Source organism: Burkholderia sp. USMB20 (assembly GCF_000949135.2).
Classification (GTDB): Bacteria; Pseudomonadota; Gammaproteobacteria; order Burkholderiales; family Burkholderiaceae; genus Burkholderia.
Genome location: NZ_JTAN02000015.1, coordinates 125218 through 141678, shown reverse-complemented (window position 1 = coordinate 141678; position 16461 = coordinate 125218). Strand labels below are relative to the sequence as shown.

The following is a 16461-nucleotide window of genomic DNA, read 5'->3' as shown; positions in this document are numbered from 1 at the left end:
CTAGGACATGCGAGCATGATGAATTCGACCAAACGTACGGCCAAAACCGTCGCCGCCCGAGCTGCGGTGGTAGCGGCCGCGGCCCTCATCGCCGGCTGCCACGGCTTGCCGCAGAAGCAGGACGAGACGGCTACCTGGTCGAACAACAAATTATACTCAGAGGCCCAGGACGCACTGTCCGGCGGCGACTGGGGCAAGTGCGCGAAATATTTCGAATCGCTGCAAGGCCGCGATCCGTTCGGCCATTTCGCGCAACAGGCGCAGATCAACGTCGCGTACTGCAACTGGAAGGACAACGAAGCGGCAGCCGCCGACCAGGCCGTCGACCGCTTCATCCAGCTGCACCCGGATCACCCGGATATCCCGTACGCGTACTACCTGAAGGGGATGATCCACTTCAACGACGATCTCGGCCTGTTCGGCCGCTTCTCCGGCCAGGACATGAGCGAGCGCGATCCGCAGGCACTGCGCGAATCGTACGACGCGTTCAAGGTCGTCGTCGACCGCTACCCGAAGAGCAAGTACGCGCCGGACGCCGCCGCCCGGATGCGCTACATCGTCAACGCGCTCGCGTCGCACGAAGTGCACGCGGCCGACTACTACTATCGGCGCGGCGCCTATGTCGCGGCGATCAACCGCGCGCAGCTCGCGATCAAGGACTACAAGGGCGCGCCGGCGATCGAGGACGCGCTGCACATCATGATCCTGTCGTACGGCAAGCTGAACCAGCCGGAGCTCGCGGAAGACACGAAGCGCGTGCTCGCGGGGACTTTCCCGGACAGCCCGTACATCACCGGCCACTCGCGCCCCGGCACGAAGAAGTCGTGGTGGCAATTCTGAGCGACGCCCGTGCATCAATAAAAAACCCGGCCATCGAGCCGGGTTTTTTATTGGTGCCGCCCGTAGCAGGCGGCGGTGCGGTCATGCGCGTTTTTCCGCGCGGTGCTCGTCGAAAAAGTCCTGCACGACCGCGATCTCGCGGGTGCGCTTGAACGGCGGCAGGCTCTGCCAGATCCGGCGGCCGTAAGGCTTGTCGACGAGCCGCGTGTCGCAGATCATCAGCACGCCGCGATCGGTCTCCGCGCGAATCAGGCGCCCCGCGCCCTGCTTCAGCGTGATCACGGCCTGCGGCAGCTGGTGAACCGCGAACGGGCTCAAGCCTTTCTTGGTCAGTGCGTCGAGCCGCGCGGCCAGCACCGGATCGTCGGGCGGCGCGAACGGCAGCTTGTCGATCACGACGAGCGACAGCGCGTCGCCGCGCACGTCCACGCCTTCCCAGAAGCTCTGGCTGCCGACGAGGATCGCATTGCCGTACGAACGGAAGCGGTCGAGCAGCTCGGTGCGGCTGGCGTCGCCCTGCACCAGCAGCGGCATGTTCCAGCCACGCGACTCGATCACGTCGCGCAGCTTCGACGCGATCCGGTCGACCGCGCGCAGCGTCGTGCACAGCATGAAGACACCACCGCCCGATGCCTCGATCGCCGGCAGCGCGGCATCGAACACGGCGTCGGTAAACGCCGGCGACGACGGTTGCGGCAGGTTGCGCGGCACGTACAGCAGGCCCTGCGTCTGATAGTCGAACGGGCTCGCGAGCGTCATCGAGCGCCGCGAGCTGAGCCCCATCTGGGCCGCGTAGTGCGTGAAGTCGCCGCGCACCGACAACGTCGCCGACGTAAAGACCCACGCGCGCGGCACGCCGGCGCGCTGCTTCGCGAAAATCGGCGCGACCGACAGCGGCGTTTCGTGCAGCTGGACGGTATGCGCGAACACCTCGACCCAGCGCACCTTCTCGTTCGGGTCGTCGGCGCCCGCCTTGTCGCCGGCTGCGGCGGCGTCGGCCTTCGCGGCCGCTTCCGCCGCACCGGGCGCGACCCAGCCCGCGAGCAGGTCCTGCAGCTCGCGGGCGCGCCGCAGGCACGCGCCGAGCGATTCCGCCCGTTCGGCCTGGCTCGCGAGCGCCGAGGCAAGCGCATCGAGCGCCACTTCGAGCGCATCGAGCGCGCCGAACATCGGATGATCGTCGCCCAGTTGCGCGAGCGACATGCGCACGATCTGGTCGTTCGCGAACGCGAGGCGCAGGTCGCGCGCCGCACGTTCGAGATCGCCGCCGAGCTTCACCCACTCGACCGCATCGCGCGCATGGCTCAGGCCCTCGGCGACCGTGTCGCGCGCGAGTTCGAGGATCTGCGTGGTCGACAGCGTCTCGCCGAAGAACAGCGTGGCCGTTTCCGGCAGCTGGTGCGCTTCGTCGAAGATCACCGTGTTCGCGTTCGGCAGCAGTTCGGCCATCCCGGTGTCGCGCAGCATGATGTCCGCGAAGAACAGGTGATGGTTGACGACGACGACGTCGGCCTGCTGCGCCTCGCGCCGCGCCTGCATCACGAAACATTCCTTGTAATGCGGGCACTCCTGGCCGAGGCAGTTGTCGCGCGTCGACGTGACCATCGACCACACGGGCGCCGTCTCCGGCACGCTCGCGAGCTCGGCCTTGTCGCCGCTCTTCGTGATCTTCGCGAACCGGACGATTTCCTGCAGGTACGCGGTGTCCTGCCGCGACGGCAGGCGGCCGTTGTCGGCCGTGCGCTGCAGGTAGTAATGGCACAGATAGTTCGAGCGGCCCTTGAGCATCGCGACCGTCACCGGCACCGCGAGCGCGTTGCGCACCGTCGGGATGTCGCGCTGGAACAGCTGGTCCTGCAGGTGCTTCGTGCCGGTCGACACGATCACCTTGCCGCCCCACAGCATCGCGGGCACCAGGTATGCATAGGTCTTGCCGGTACCGGTGCCGGCCTCGACGATCAGCGTGTTGTCGCCGGCGTCGGTGTCGGCGGCTGCGCCGTCCGCGGCGGACTCGGCCGCCTGGTCGCCTTCGCCGAGGCGCCGCGCCGGCCGCTTGCGGGTCTCGAAGATTTCCGGCTCGGGCATCCGGCGCGCGGACGCCTCCATCGCGGACGCGACCGCGCGCGCCATTTCGATCTGCGACTGGCGCGGGTGATAGCCGTCCAGCGCGCGCGCAAGCAGTCCGCCTTCGCCGAAAATCGTGTCGAGTTCGTCGACGCGCTTGCGGCTCAGCTCGAAGGTGCCTTCGGGCGCACGAACGCGCCCGGCGGACGACGCGTCACGCCGGGCATCGGGGTTGGCTTCAAGCGGTGAATTCAAGGCAAGCGTTCCTGTGTCCAGCGCCCGGGCGGCGCCGGCGCTTGCCAGGCCGCGCTCAGGCGCGCTTATCCGGTTCCAGCTGCGATTGCAGCAAAATGATTTTGTCCTTGGCCGCCAGCTTTTCCTTCTTCAGCCGGTGCAGCGTGATGTCGTCGATGTCGGAGTGTCCTTCCTTCAGCTCGATCTCCCGAGCGAGCTGCTGGTGCTGCTCCTGCAATGCTGCCAAACGGTTGTGCAATTCCTGCTGCTGTTCCGTGGGACGGTTTTGCATATGCGCCTCCTCATCGAAGCAGCGCGCCGACTGGCGTGCCGGCACGCACGAGACTGACTCCGGATCAATCCAACACGTTACTGCCCCTGCTGTTGCTGCTGCTTGGCCTTGTCGGCCGCTTCCTGCTGACGCCGTTCGACATCGGCCTTGTGCTGGGCGGCTTCCTTCTGCTTCTGCTCGTAGCGCGCGGCGTTGTCCGCCCGCTCCTGCGCCTTCTGCGCGCCCTGCTGGCGCGCCTGGTCGAGCTTGTGCTGGAAATCCGCCTGCTTCTGGTCGTATGCCTGCTTGTTCGCGGCGCGCTGCGGCCCTTCCGCGCCACGCTGCGCCCGCTTCAATGCATTCTGCTCCTGCTTGTCGCGGAACGCAGCCGCGTTCGCCGCATCGTTCGCCGCGCGCTGCGGCGCTTCCGCCGCATTCTGCGCCTGCTTCAACGCCTGCTGCTGGTCGCGCTGCTGCGCCCGCACCGCGCGCTGCTCGTCGTCGAGCGCGAGCTGCTCCTGACGGATGCTCGCCCGCTCCTCGCGCATCCGGTCGCGCGCCACGCCGAGACAGTGATTGACGAAGAACTTGCTGTAGCAATCGTGCTCCGCCACGGCATAACGATAATCGTTTTCCGCGGAACGTTGATTGAGCACTTTTTGACGGGCGTCGAAATCCTGCGTGGCGGAGGCTGCAACGGGCGCGGCGACAGCGGCGTCCGGCGCGGTTGCGCCCGATGCCTGTGCGTACGCGACGGTGGACCCGGCGGACAAAGCCGCGGCAAGCGCTGCGCCGAGCGCGACGAGAGAAATGCGGGAAGTTGGCAACGTCGTAGGAAAGCTGCGGGACATGTGTCAAATTCTATCACCCCCGGCTGGACGCTCCGCCATTTATGGCAAAATGCCCCGCTTCACTCACCCGCGGCATCTGGTCCGGCGGGCCCGTCTCGCAGCCCGCCGCGCGGTCTGCCGGCCCGCGCCGCGATTTCAGCAGGCAGATCATCCACGACATGACGGAAACCGTAGCACTCAAGATCGTACAGCGCATCGCCACCGAACTGTCCGTCCAGCCGCGCCAGGTCGCGGCGGCAGTGCAACTCCTCGACGAAGGCTCGACCGTTCCGTTCATTGCCCGGTACCGCAAGGAAGTGACCGGCAACCTGGACGACACGCAGCTGCGCCAGCTCGAGGAACGCCTCCTGTATCTGCGCGAGCTCGAGGATCGCCGCGCGGCGATCCTGTCGAGCATCGACGAACAGGGCAAGCTGACCGACGAACTGCGCGCCGCGATCGACGCGGCCGACAGCAAGCAGGTGCTCGAAGACCTTTATCTGCCGTACAAGCCGAAGCGCCGCACGCGCGCGCAGATCGCCCGCGAAGCCGGCCTCGAGCCGCTCGCGCAGGCGCTGCTCGCGAATCCGCTGCTCGACCCGCAGACGGAAGCCGCCGCCTACGTCGATGCCGACAAGGGCGTCGCCGACGTGAAGGCCGCGCTCGACGGCGCGCGCGACATCCTGTCGGAACAATTCGGCGAAACCGCCGAACTGCTCGGCAAGCTGCGCGACTACCTGCACAGCCAGGGCGTCGTGTCGTCGGCGGTCGTCGAAGGCAAGGAAAACGAGGAAGGCGAGAAGTTCCGCGACTACTACGACTACGCGGAAACGATCCGGACCGTGCCGTCGCACCGCGCGCTCGCGCTGTTCCGCGGCCGCAACGCCGGCGTGCTGACCGTCAAGCTCGGTCTCGGCGAGGAACTCGACGCGCAGGTCCCGCATCCCGGCGAAGCGATGATCGCGCGCCATTTCGGGATCGCGAACCAGGGCCGCCCGGCCGACAAGTGGCTGTCCGACGTGTGCCGCTGGTGCTGGCGCGTGAAGGTGCAGCCGCACATCGAGAACGAACTGCTCACGCAACTGCGCGAAACGGCGGAAGCCGAAGCGATCCGCGTGTTCGCCCGCAACCTGAAGGACCTGCTGCTGGCCGCGCCGGCCGGCCCGAAGGCCGTGATCGGTCTCGACCCCGGCCTGCGCACGGGCGTGAAGGTCGCCGTGGTCGACCGCACCGGCAAGCTGCTCGCGACCGATACGATCTACCCGCACGAGCCGCGCCGCGACTGGGACGGCTCGCTCGCGAAGCTCGCGCGCATCGCCGCGCAGACGCAGGCCGAGCTGATCAGCATCGGCAACGGCACCGCATCGCGCGAAACCGACAAGCTCGCGAGCGAGCTGATCTCGAAGCATCCCGAACTGCGGCTGCAGAAGATCGTCGTGTCGGAGGCCGGCGCGTCGGTCTACTCGGCGTCCGAGCTGGCCGCGAAGGAATTCCCGGAACTCGACGTGTCGCTGCGCGGCGCCGTGTCGATCGCCCGCCGCCTGCAGGATCCGCTCGCCGAGCTCGTGAAGATCGAGCCGAAAGCGATCGGCGTCGGCCAGTACCAGCACGACGTGAACCAGCGCGAACTCGCCCGCTCGCTCGACGCGGTGGTCGAGGATTGCGTGAACGCGGTCGGCGTCGACGCGAACACCGCGTCGGTCGCGCTGCTCGCGCGCGTCTCGGGCCTGAACGCCACGCTCGCACGCAACATCGTCGACTATCGCGACGCGAACGGGCCGTTCCCGTCGCGCGACCACCTGCGCAAGGTGCCGCGCCTCGGCGACAAGACCTTCGAACAGGCAGCCGGCTTCCTGCGCATCAACGGCGGCGAGAATCCGCTCGATCGCTCGTCGGTCCACCCGGAGGCCTACCCGGTCGTCGAACGCATCCTCGCGAAGATCAGCAAGCGGATCGACGACGTGCTCGGCAGCCGCGACGCGCTGGCCGGCCTGTCGCCGGCCGAATTTGTTGACGAACGTTTCGGCCTGCCGACCGTGCGCGACATCCTGTCCGAACTCGAAAAACCGGGTCGTGACCCGCGTCCCGAATTCAAGACGGCAACGTTCCGCGACGGCGTCGAGAAGGTCTCCGACCTGATGCCCGGCATGCTGCTCGAAGGGGTCGTGACGAACGTTGCCGCATTCGGCGCGTTCGTGGATGTCGGCGTGCATCAGGACGGCCTCGTCCATGTGTCCGCGATGTCGACGAAGTTCATCAAGGATCCGCACGAAGTCGTGAAGGCCGGTCAGGTCGTCAAGGTCAAGGTGCTCGACGTCGACGTGAAGCGTCAGCGCATTGCGCTGACGATGCGCCTCGACGACGAAGCGGCCGCGCCCGGCATGGCGCCGCGCGGCGGCCAGGATCGCGGCAACGCCGGCCGCGGCGGCAGCGCCCGTCCGCAGCGTTTGCGCGAACCGGAACCGGCCGGCGCGATGGCCGCGGCGTTCGCGAAGCTGAAGCGCTGATCACGCGAAGACTGTTGAAGCAATAAAAAACCCGCCGAAAGGCGGGTTTTTTATTGCTTCAACGAGCGCGCAGCCAGATCGGCATGGGCCGCATGCGCGGCCACTGCGCGCACCGGTCAGATCTCGATCTTGGTACCGAGCTCGACGACGCGGTTCGCCGGGATCGAGAAGAAGTCGGTCGGCTTCGCCGCGTTCTGGTGCATCCATGCGAACACGCGTTCGCGCCAGATCGACATGCCGGGCAGATGCGTCGGCACGACCGTTTCGCGCGCGAGGAAGAACGACGTGTCCATCAGCTCGAACGTCATGTCGTGCGTGCGGCCGAATTCCTCGAGCACGGCCTTCACGTCCGGCGTCTCGTTGAAGCCGTACTGGGCCTTGACGATGTACAGGCCGCCGCCCGCGTCGCGCGAGCTCAGGCGCTTGTCGTCGCGCACGTACGGAATGTCGCGCGTGACGAACGTCAGGAAAATGGTCCGCTCGTGCAGCACCTTGTTGTGCTTCAGGTTGTGCAGCAGGCTGACGGGCACGAGCTTGTCGTTGCCGGTCAGGTAGATCGCGGTACCCGACACGCGGTGCGGCGGATGCGCGAGCAGCCCCTGCAGGAACGGCTCGAGCGGGATACCGTCGGCTGCCGTGCGCTCCTTGACGATATGGCGGCCCTTGTACCAGGTCATCAGCAGGAAGAACAGCAGCGCGCCGATGCCGAGCGGCAGCCAGCCGCCCTGCGCGACCTTCAGCAGGTTCGCGCCGAAAAAGCCCAGGTCGACCGCGAGGAACACGGCGATGATCGCGCCGACGAGCAGCCGGTTCCAGTTCCACACCTTCACCATCACGACGGCAGCGAGCACGGTCGTGATCACCATCGTCGCAGTCACCGCGATGCCGTACGCGGCGGCGAGGTTGTCGGAACTCTTGAAGCCGATCACGATGCAGAGGATCACGAACAGCAGCAGCCAGTTCACGACCGGCACGTAGATCTGGCCGATCGCCAGCTCGGACGTATGCAGCACCTTCATGCGCGGCACGTAGCCGAGCTGGATCGCCTGCGACGTCAGCGAATACGCGCCGGAAATCACGGCCTGCGAAGCGATCACGGTCGCGACCGTCGACAGCACGACGAGCGGCAGCAGCGCCCACTCCGGCGCCAGCAGGAAGAACGGGTTCTCGATCGCCTTCGGATTCTGGATCAGCAGCGCGCCCTGGCCGAAATAGTTCAGCACGAGCGACGGCATCACGAGCCCGTACGCGGCGAGGCGGATCGGCTTCGCGCCGAAATGGCCCATGTCCGCGTAGAGCGCTTCCGCACCGGTCAGCACCAGCACGACCGAACCCAGCACGACGTAGGCCTGCAGCAGGTGCTCCGACATGAACGACGCAGCGTAATACGGGTTGATCGCCGCGATGATGCCCGGCACGCGCACGATGTGATATACGCCGAGTGCCGCGATCACGACGAACCACAGCACCATGATCGGCCCGAACAGCTTGCCGACCAGCGCGGTGCCGTGACGCTGGATCCAGAACAGCGCGATCAGGATCACGATCGTGATCGGCATCACGAGATGGGACAGGTGCGGCGTCGCGATCTCGAGGCCTTCCACCGCCGACATCACGGAAATCGCCGGCGTGATCACGGCGTCGCCGTAGAACATGCAGGCGCCGAAGATCCCGAGCGCCATCAGCGCGCCCGCGACGCGTGTTTTCGAGTCGAGCGGCCGCAGCGACAGCGCCATCAGCGCGAGCACGCCACCCTCGCCGTTGTTGTCGGCCCGCATCACGAACAGCAGATACTTGATGCCGACCACCAGGATGATCGCCCAGAACAGCAGCGAGATCACACCGAGAATCGAGCCTTCCGTGAGCGGAATGCCGTGTGCGGGGCTGAACGCCTCCTTCAGCGAATACAGCGGGCTCGTGCCGATGTCGCCGAACACGACGCCGATGGCCGCTATCGCAAGCGCCCGCATCGAGTGTTGGTGCGTCGAATGCGCATGGGCTGCGTCGGTCGCCTGGATCGTGTCGTTCATATGAAGCGTAATAATCGGGTCCGGTCGGACAAAACGAGCGCTATTCTACTCGCGCCCCCCTGAAAAACCGTCCTGCCTTGTTGCCCTTAAACCACGTGATCCACGCTGCGCATGCAATCCTGCGCAAGCTGTGGCAGGGCTGCCATCATAGCCGGGGCCGCGCCATCTGCCTACCACGCCCGCCGATCGCCGTGCCCGCCGGCCGCGGCGCGCCAATAAAAAACGGCGCCGCAAGCGGCGCCGTACAAGGCTTTCCTTCGATCGGCCGGCCGCTTACGCGCCCGAGCCGTCGCGCTGCGCGCGACCGCGCTTGATCCATGCCTCGAGGTTGTGCGGACGAACCGTGTCCCACTCTTCGAACGGCTGATGAATCCACGGATTCGTCGGCAGATACTGTGCGTGATAGTCCGGCTTGACCTTCGAGCAGCCCTTGTACCAGAGCACGGCCGAACGCACGGCCGTGACCGACGGATAGCGCTCCTTCAGGTGCTCCTGCACGCGCGCGAGCGTGACGCCCGAATCGACGAGATCGTCGACCAGCAGCACGTTGCCCGCGAGACTGCCGCGCGTCATCGTGATGTACTGCGCGATGTCGAGCTCGCCCTGCTCGGTGCCGGCCGCTTCGCGGTACGAACTCGTCGCGAGGATCGCGAGCGGGACGTCGTAGATGCGCGACAGCTGGTCGCCGACGCGCAGGCCGCCGCGCGCAAGGCACAGGATCTGGTCGAACTTCCAGCCCGATTCATGCACCTGCAGCGCGAGCAACTCGATCAGACGATGGTATTCGTCCCAGCCTACCCACAGGTTCTTGTCGTCGTTGCGCGGATCGGTCATCAAGTCTGCCGCCGTCATCGTGATTTGCTGCGTCATGCTGACAATTACACCTTGAACGGATGGCGAAGCAGGATCGTCTCATCGCGATCCGGCCCCGTCGAAACCATGTCGACCGGCACGCCGGCCACTTCCTGCACGCGGGTCAGGTAGGCTTGCGCATTCGCCGGCAGCGCGTCCCACGTCTTGATGCCGACGGTGCTTTCCTTCCAGCCGGCGAACGTTTCGTACACGGGCTCGCAACGCGCGACGTCGGCCGCACCGCGCGGCAGGATGTCCACGTCCTTGCCGTCGATCTTGTAGCCGACGCACAGCTTGACTTCATCGAGGCCGTCGAGCACGTCGAGCTTCGTCATGCACAGGCCCGACACGCCGTTGATCTGGATCGAGCGGCGCAGTGCCGCTGCGTCGAGCCAGCCGGTGCGGCGCGGACGGCCGGTGACCGAGCCGAATTCCTTGCCGACGTTCGCCAGCGTGACGCCGACCTGGTCCTGGCGCTGCGGGTTGTCCGCGTCGTACAGCTCGCTCGGGAACGGGCCCGAGCCGACGCGCGTGCAGTACGCCTTCGTGATGCCGAGGATGTAGTTCAGCTTCTGCGGACCGACGCCGGCGCCGGCCGATGCCGCACCCGCGACGCAGTTGCTCGACGTGACGAACGGATAGGTGCCGTGGTCGATGTCGAGCAGCGTGCCTTGCGCGCCTTCGAACAGCAGGTTCTGACCGGCGTTGTTCGCGTCGTACAGGCGGCGCGACACGTCGGCCACCATCGGCTTCAGGCGATCGGCATAGCCGAGCATCGTGTCGAGCGTGGCCTGGAAATCGACGGCCGCGCCACCCAGGTACTGGGTCAGCACGAAGTTGTGGAAATCGAGGTTTTCGCGCAGGCGGTCGGCGAAGGTCTTCGCGTCGAACAGGTCCTGCACGCGCAGCGCGCGGCGGCCGACCTTGTCCTCGTACGCCGGGCCGATGCCGCGGCCGGTCGTACCGATCTTGCCCGCGCCCTTGCGCGCTTCGCGCGCCTGGTCGATCGCGATGTGGTACGGCAGGATCAGCGTCGTGGCTTCGGAGATGAACAGGCGATCGCGCACGTTCACGCCGGCCTCTTCCAGCTCGCCGATTTCCTTGAACAGTGCCTCGGGGGACAGGACGACGCCGTTGCCGATGTAGCAGGCGACGCCTTCACGCATGATGCCCGACGGAATCAGGCGCAAGATGGTTTTCTTGCCGCCGATGATGAGGGTGTGGCCGGCGTTGTGACCGCCCTGGAAACGCACGACGCCCTGAGCGTGGTCCGTCAGCCAGTCGACGATCTTGCCCTTGCCTTCATCACCCCATTGCGTTCCCACGACGACGACATTGCGCCCGGGAGTCACGTTCACTGCGCTGGCAGACATGTTGATTCGTTAGCTGGTTAAAAACGTATTCTACCTATGTTCGCGGGCGATTCCGAATTTTTCCGTTTCGCTTCAACGATATGCATGCCGAACGACGGCCCGCGAACGCCTGTTTAACGGGGTTCGACCACCCACGCGCCGTCACGCTCGACGAGCGAACGGTCGCAGGCGAACTCGTCGAGCACGTGGTCGTGTCCCGGCAAGGCCTGGATCACGACCTCGCCCGCGTCGCGCAGCGCCGCCACCGCCGCGCTCAGCGCGTCGTCCTGCGCCCACGGCGCGAGAATCGCGGTGCCGCGCGCCTCGACCGGCGAAATCCGCGCGAGCTCGCGCAGGTCGAGCGAGAAGCCCGTCGCCGGACGGGCGCGGCCGTAGGCCTGGCCCACGTGGTCGTACCGGCCGCCGCGCGCGATCGCGTTCGGCACGCCGTCGATGTACGCCGTAAACATCGCGCCGCTGTGGTACGCGTAGCCGCGCAGGTCGGCGAGATCGATCGCCACCTCGACGCCCCTTGCCTGCGCCGCAAGCTGCGCGAGATCGTCGAGCGCACGCGTGATCTCGGGCAGCACCGGCAGGCGCACACGCGCCTCGTCGAGCACGCTCGCGTCGCCGTACAGATGCGGCAGCGCACGCAGCGCCGCGCGCGTGTCGGCGCCGAGATCGTCGGTGAGTTCGTTCAGCAGCGGCACGTCCTTGCCCGACAGCGCGTCGTACAGCGCCTCGCCGCGCTCGGCAGCCTGTGCATCGCGCGCGAGCAGCGCCGCGAGCACGCCCGCGTGGCACAGGTCCAGGCGGATGCGCGACAACCCCGCGAGGTGTAGCGCGTCGAGCATCAGCTGCTGGATCTCGAGATCGGCTTCCAGCCCGGCGTGCCCGTAGATTTCGGCGCCGATCTGGATCTGTTCGCGCGTCGCGTGCAGCCCGCGAGGACGCGTATGCATCACGTGGCCGGCATAGCAGAGGCGCGTCACGCCCTGGCGGTTCAGCAGGTGCGCGTCGATGCGCGCGACTTGCGGCGTGATGTCCGCGCGCAGGCCGAGCGTGCGGCCCGACAGCTGGTCGACCAGCTTGAAGGTGCGCAGGCGCAGGTCGTTGCCGCCGCTCGTCAGCAGCGATTCGAGGTATTCGAGCAACGGCGGCATCACCATTTCGTAGCCGTACGAACGGAAGCGGTCGAGCAGCCTGCGGCGCAGCTCCTCGATCTTGCGCGCTTCCGACGGCAGCACGTCGGCGATATTCTCGGGAAGTAACCAGGTCGACATCGGTACGGTCCTACGACGGGAAACAGGGCGCGACATGCGCGCCGCGAAATGAATCGGAAATCGGCAATCGGGCGGAACGAACGGCGGGTGCGCCGTCCGGATCAGGTGGCGAGCAGCAGCAGGACGAGCCCGAGCGCCATCACGATGAGCCCGCCGATCCGGATATGATGCGGCGGCCGCTCCGCTATTCTACGAAACGTGTCGCGCCAGGCGACGGGAAACACGAAGGGGAACGCCCCCTCGATGATCAGCATCAGTGCTACCGCGAGCAACAACGAGCCAGCCAGGTCCATGCGAGCGACGGCGCCGCTCGACGCGGCGCCCCAAGGTCAGTGTTTGCGGGGAGCGGGTGCCGCCGGTGCGGCACCGCCCGTCGGGCTGCGCATGAAACGGAAAAACTCGCTGTCGGGGTCGACGACGATGATGTCGTTGCGCTTGAAGGTATTCCGGTAAGCCTGCAGGCTCGCGTAGAACTGGTAGAACTGCGGATCGCGGCCGAACGCATCGGCGGCGATCGACGCGGCCTTCGCGTCGCCCTCGCCCTTGATCGTCTGCGCGGACTTGTACGCATTCGCGAGCACCGCCTGCTGCTCGCGTTCCGCGTCGGCCTTGATCTGCTCGACATCGGCGGCGCCATCCGCGCGCACCTGTGCGGCCTGGTCGCGCAGCGCGGCAATCATCCGCTGATAGACGGCATCCGTCTGCGCAGCCGGCAAGTCGACGCGCGTCAACTGCACGTCGACCACGTCGACGCCGAAGCCCGATGCCGTCGCGCGCACCGCGTCGCGCGCCGCATTGGCGATCTCGCGCTGCCCGCCGAGCGCGTCGTCGAGCGCGCGCTTGCCGAACGCGTCGCCGAGTGCGCTCTTCAGCGCGCCGGCCAGGCGGTCGGCGGCCGCCGCCGGGTCACCGCCCGTCGCCGCGAAATACTTCATCGGATCGCTGATCCGATACTTGACCGCATACGCGACGAGCAGGTCGTGCTTGTCTTCGGTCGCCAGTTGCAGCGGATCCGACGACTCGAGCGATTGCAGGCGCGTGTCGATCAGCGTCGCCGTCTGCAGCGGCGGCGGCAGCTTGAAATGGATGCCGGGGCCCGCGAGTTCGGGTTGCGCGCCGTCGCGGCCCGACAGCACGGCCGCATGGCGCGGATCGACGGTCAGGACGGTCGACGACGCCGCGAAAGCGGCGATCACGATTGCGACGACGAGCGCAATGATTCGGTTCATGTTCTGCGCTCCCCGTTACTTCGTATCGTCTTCACGCGAGCGGCTGCGAACGCTTCGCGCGACCGAGCACGTCGCTGCCCGGTGCGGGCGCGCCCGCGGCCGAAGCCGCGCTCGCGGTGCGCTCGCCGCGGCGGCGGCCGGCGCCGACATCGCGTCGGGCGCGGATGCGCCGGCGGGCGTCGCGGCATTCGTCGCATTCGTCGCATTTGCGGCGTTTTGTCGCCCCTGCTCGACGAGCTTGTCGAGCGGCAGGTACACGACGCTGTTGCCGCCCTTGTTGCCGACGAACACCTTCGTCGCGTTCGAATAGATTTCCTGCATCGTCTCGAGGTACATCCGCTCACGGATCACCGCGGGCGCCTTCGAATACTGTGCATAGACCTGCTTGAACCGGTCGGCGTCGCCTTCGGCCTGCGTGACCACGCGATCGGCATACGCCTTCGCTTCGTCGGCAAGTTTCGCGGCGTCGCCCTGCGCCTTCGGCAGCAGATCGTTCGCGTAGGCCTGCGCGGCACGCTTCGCGGCTTCGCGATCATCGCGCGCCTTCGCGACTTCGGCGTACGCAGCCTGCGTCTGCTCGGGCGCCGCGACGCTCTGCATCGTGACGGCCGTCACCTCGAGCCCCGACTGGTAGCGATCGAGATCGCGCTGGATCGCGGCGGACAGCTGCGCGCGCAGCGCGTCGCGATCCTGGTTCAGCATGTCGGCCGCGCTGCGCGTGCCGACGATCGCGCGCACCGCGGCCTGGGCGGCCTGCGACACGCTGCGCTCGGGATCGACGCTGCGGAACAGGTAATCGGTTGCCGAACGGATCCGGTACTGGACGACGAAACGCACGTCGACGATGTCGGCATCACGCGTCAGCATCGCCGCTTCCTTCACGTTCGCGAGACGCACGACGTTGTTGCGGCCGATCTCGATCGAACGGACCTGCGACGTATCGACGATCTCGTGCGACGCGAACGGATACGGCGCGCGCCAGTGCACGCCCTGGCCGACCGTGCCCGACAGCTTGCCGAACTGCAGCACGACGCCCGTCTGGCCTTCCTGCACGACGAACAGCCCGCTGCCCGCGTAGACCGCGACCAGCACGCCGATCACGATGCCGACGCCGACACGCGCGGCCCGGCCGTTGTCGGGCCGGAAGCCGTTGCCGCCCTTGCCGCCGAACAGGCCGCTCAGACGCCGGTTGAAGTTGCGCCACATCTCGTCGAGATCGGGCGGACCGTCACCGTCGCCACCGGGCGGACGCTTCGATTCGTTCACACGCGGACGGGATCCGTCGTTGCCCTTGCCTTCGCCGCGCCCCCAGCGGGGATCGTTGATCGACAGCAAGGCGCGCATCCGCCGCCAGGTACTCCGCTCGTTGTATTCGTTCACCAGAGTTTGTTCACCAGATTAGACGCCGGCGAACCGGCCGGGACCGGTTAGCGCCCGTGTTCGGAAATCGTGTGGTCTTCGTGTGGTTCAGCGGGTGCGCCGTCGAGCGCGCCGTTGGGTAACGTCGCGCCGTTAAGGTGTTCCGCGGAGGCGATCTCGGCGATGGCGGCACGCAACGCGTCAAGACCCTGACCGGTGCGTGCGCTCAAAAAGACGCGCGAAATATTACCATACTCGTCCCGCTCGACCGCGTCGCCGCGGGCCGCCAGCTCGGGCACCGCATCGATCTTGTTGAACACCAGCACCTGCCGGATCGTGTCCGCGCCGATCTCGTGCAGCACGCCGTTCACCTGCTCGATCTGTTCGAGCCGCACCGCGCTCGATGCGTCGACCACGTGCAGCAGCAGATCCGCATGGATCGTTTCCTCGAGGGTCGCGCGGAACGCGGCAACCAGCTGGTGAGGCAGTTCTCGAATGAACCCGACCGTATCGGACACGACGATCTGACCGGCCTCGTCGCCGAGGTACACACGTCGCGACGTCGTATCGAGCGTGGCGAACAGCTGGTCGGCCGCATAGGCCTGCGCTTTCGTCAGCGCATTGAACAGCGTCGACTTGCCCGCGTTCGTATAGCCGACGAGCGACACCGACATCGTGCCGCTGCGTGCGCGCTGGCGACGCTGCGTGCTGTGCTGCCGGCGCAGCCGGTCGAGCCGCGACTTCAGCATCTTGATGCGCTCGCCGATCAGCCGGCGGTCGGTTTCGAGCTGGGTTTCGCCGGGGCCGCGCAGGCCGATACCGCCCTTTTGCCGCTCCAGGTGGGTCCACGCGCGAATCAGCCGGGTCGACAGGTATTGCAGCTGTGCGAGCTCGACCTGCAGCTTGCCTTCGTGACTTCGGGCGCGCTGCGCGAAGATGTCGAGGATGAGGCTCGTGCGATCGACCACCCGCCTGTTAAGCGCCTGCTCCAGATTGCGTTGCTGGGCCGGTGCCAGTGCGTGGTTGAAGATGACGATTTCGACGTTGTGCGCGTCGCAGGCAAGCCGCAATTCTTCGGCTTTGCCGCTGCCGATGAACATCTTGGCATCGGGGCTGGCGCGACGACCTGTGAGGGTGACGGCGGGACGGGCCCCCGCACTGGAGGCGAGAAGACTGAGTTCTTCGAGACTGGCTTCGAAATCGGTCTTGCCGAAGTCGATGCCGACGAGCGCTGCGTTGATCAAATTATCGGGTGTCAAGATAAGGCGGCTGGCATCGGTCGCTCGCGGCGACCGGATGCCGGCCGCTGCGATGGGTTAGGACGAGGCTTCCGCGTCCGGGTGGAAATTCACCGGGCGCGCCGGCACGACCGTCGAGATGGCGTGCTTGTAGACCATCTGGGTCACCGTATTACGGAGCAACACGACGTACTGGTCGAACGATTCAATGTTCCCTTGCAGCTTGATGCCGTTGACGAGATAGATCGAAACGGGAACGTGCTCTTTGCGCAGTGCGTTCAAAAACGGGTCTTGTAACAATTGCCCTTTGTTGCTCATGGCGTACTCCATCTTTTTTTGCAGGTTGATCTGGATTGGCGACGAAGAAAAAGA

Annotated in this window: 14 protein-coding genes; 2 read left to right on the top strand and 12 right to left on the bottom strand. The window is 66.7% G+C overall.

Annotation, left to right across the window (positions count from 1 at the left end; translation table 11 throughout):
- Positions 1–15 precede the first annotated feature (15 nt).
- Positions 16–840: an outer membrane protein assembly factor BamD gene (locus tag PL79_RS19865; RefSeq protein WP_044848889.1), complete on the top strand. Its 825-nt coding sequence runs from the start codon at positions 16–18 to the stop codon at positions 838–840.
- 81 nt (positions 841–921) lie between these two features.
- Here the strand turns inward: PL79_RS19865 and PL79_RS19860 are convergent, their stop codons facing one another.
- The 3 genes from PL79_RS19860 to PL79_RS19850 all read right to left on the bottom strand — a co-directional run bounded on the left by PL79_RS19860 (position 922) and on the right by PL79_RS19850 (position 4260).
- Positions 922–3159, bottom strand: coding sequence for an ATP-dependent DNA helicase (locus tag PL79_RS19860; RefSeq protein ID WP_044848888.1), 2238 nt, complete (start codon positions 3157–3159; stop codon positions 922–924).
- A gap of 55 nt (positions 3160–3214) precedes the next feature.
- Positions 3215–3430, bottom strand: coding sequence for a YdcH family protein (locus PL79_RS19855; protein ID WP_006755091.1), 216 nt, complete (start codon positions 3428–3430; stop codon positions 3215–3217).
- 77 nt (positions 3431–3507) lie between these two features.
- Entirely contained in the window at positions 3508–4260 is a 753-nt protein-coding gene (locus tag PL79_RS19850) for a hypothetical protein (protein ID WP_044848887.1), read from the bottom strand.
- Positions 4261–4418: 158 nt separating this feature from the next.
- Between PL79_RS19850 and PL79_RS19845 the strand changes: the two genes are divergently transcribed.
- Positions 4419–6746 (top strand): Tex family protein, encoded by a 2328-nt coding sequence (locus PL79_RS19845; protein WP_044848886.1) that lies wholly within the window; start codon positions 4419–4421, stop codon positions 6744–6746.
- A gap of 116 nt (positions 6747–6862) precedes the next feature.
- On the opposite strand, the gene PL79_RS19840 is transcribed toward PL79_RS19845, so the two are convergent.
- From PL79_RS19840 to hfq, 9 genes are all read right to left on the bottom strand, one after another.
- Complete coding sequence (locus tag PL79_RS19840; RefSeq protein WP_044848885.1) at positions 6863–8776, bottom strand: potassium transporter Kup; 1914 nt, start codon at positions 8774–8776, stop codon at positions 6863–6865.
- Between the two features lie 273 nt (positions 8777–9049).
- On the bottom strand, positions 9050–9646 hold the full coding sequence (locus PL79_RS19830) for a phosphoribosyltransferase (RefSeq protein ID WP_044848884.1): 597 nt from the start codon (positions 9644–9646) through the stop codon (positions 9050–9052).
- An 8-nt stretch (positions 9647–9654) separates the two neighbouring features.
- Entirely contained in the window at positions 9655–11001 is a 1347-nt protein-coding gene (locus tag PL79_RS19825; RefSeq protein WP_044848883.1) for an adenylosuccinate synthase, read from the bottom strand.
- Between the two features lie 113 nt (positions 11002–11114).
- The gene (locus PL79_RS19820) at positions 11115–12263 is read right to left on the bottom strand and encodes an ATP phosphoribosyltransferase regulatory subunit (RefSeq protein ID WP_044848882.1); all 1149 of its coding nucleotides are present in this window, start codon (positions 12261–12263) and stop codon (positions 11115–11117) included.
- A 101-nt stretch (positions 12264–12364) separates the two neighbouring features.
- Positions 12365–12556 carry a DUF2065 domain-containing protein gene (locus tag PL79_RS19815; protein WP_009687995.1) on the bottom strand — a complete coding sequence of 64 codons (192 nt, stop codon included), beginning with the start codon at positions 12554–12556 and terminating at the stop codon, positions 12365–12367.
- A gap of 36 nt (positions 12557–12592) precedes the next feature.
- Complete coding sequence (gene hflC, locus PL79_RS19810) at positions 12593–13492, bottom strand: protease modulator HflC (protein WP_044848881.1); 900 nt, start codon at positions 13490–13492, stop codon at positions 12593–12595.
- A gap of 15 nt (positions 13493–13507) precedes the next feature.
- Complete coding sequence (hflK, locus tag PL79_RS19805; protein ID WP_135801100.1) at positions 13508–14872, bottom strand: FtsH protease activity modulator HflK; 1365 nt, start codon at positions 14870–14872, stop codon at positions 13508–13510.
- A 47-nt stretch (positions 14873–14919) separates the two neighbouring features.
- Positions 14920–16095, bottom strand: a complete 1176-nt coding sequence (gene hflX / locus PL79_RS19800) for a GTPase HflX (RefSeq protein ID WP_193759858.1) — start codon at positions 16093–16095, stop codon at positions 14920–14922.
- Between the two features lie 72 nt (positions 16096–16167).
- Positions 16168–16407 (bottom strand): RNA chaperone Hfq, encoded by a 240-nt coding sequence (gene hfq, locus PL79_RS19795; protein WP_006399927.1) that lies wholly within the window; start codon positions 16405–16407, stop codon positions 16168–16170.
- Between the last annotated feature and the right edge of the window lie 54 nt (positions 16408–16461).

Bases quoted from the DNA above. Each gene is read 5' to 3' on its own strand.
- PL79_RS19865 (WP_044848889.1), top strand. From the start codon at position 16: ATGATGAATTCGACCAAACGTACGGCCAAAACCGTCGCCGCCCGAGCT.
- PL79_RS19855 (WP_006755091.1), bottom strand. From the start codon at position 3,430: ATGCAAAACCGTCCCACGGAACAGCAGCAGGAATTGCACAACCGTTTG.
- PL79_RS19850 (WP_044848887.1), bottom strand. From the start codon at position 4,260: ATGTCCCGCAGCTTTCCTACGACGTTGCCAACTTCCCGCATTTCTCTC.
- PL79_RS19845 (WP_044848886.1), top strand. From the start codon at position 4,419: ATGACGGAAACCGTAGCACTCAAGATCGTACAGCGCATCGCCACCGAA.
- PL79_RS19840 (WP_044848885.1), bottom strand. From the start codon at position 8,776: ATGAACGACACGATCCAGGCGACCGACGCAGCCCATGCGCATTCGACG.
- PL79_RS19830 (WP_044848884.1), bottom strand. From the start codon at position 9,646: ATGACGCAGCAAATCACGATGACGGCGGCAGACTTGATGACCGATCCG.
- PL79_RS19825 (WP_044848883.1), bottom strand. From the start codon at position 11,001: ATGTCTGCCAGCGCAGTGAACGTGACTCCCGGGCGCAATGTCGTCGTC.
- PL79_RS19820 (WP_044848882.1), bottom strand. From the start codon at position 12,263: ATGTCGACCTGGTTACTTCCCGAGAATATCGCCGACGTGCTGCCGTCG.
- PL79_RS19815 (WP_009687995.1), bottom strand. From the start codon at position 12,556: ATGGACCTGGCTGGCTCGTTGTTGCTCGCGGTAGCACTGATGCTGATC.
- hflC (WP_044848881.1), bottom strand. From the start codon at position 13,492: ATGAACCGAATCATTGCGCTCGTCGTCGCAATCGTGATCGCCGCTTTC.
- hfq (WP_006399927.1), bottom strand. From the start codon at position 16,407: ATGAGCAACAAAGGGCAATTGTTACAAGACCCGTTTTTGAACGCACTG.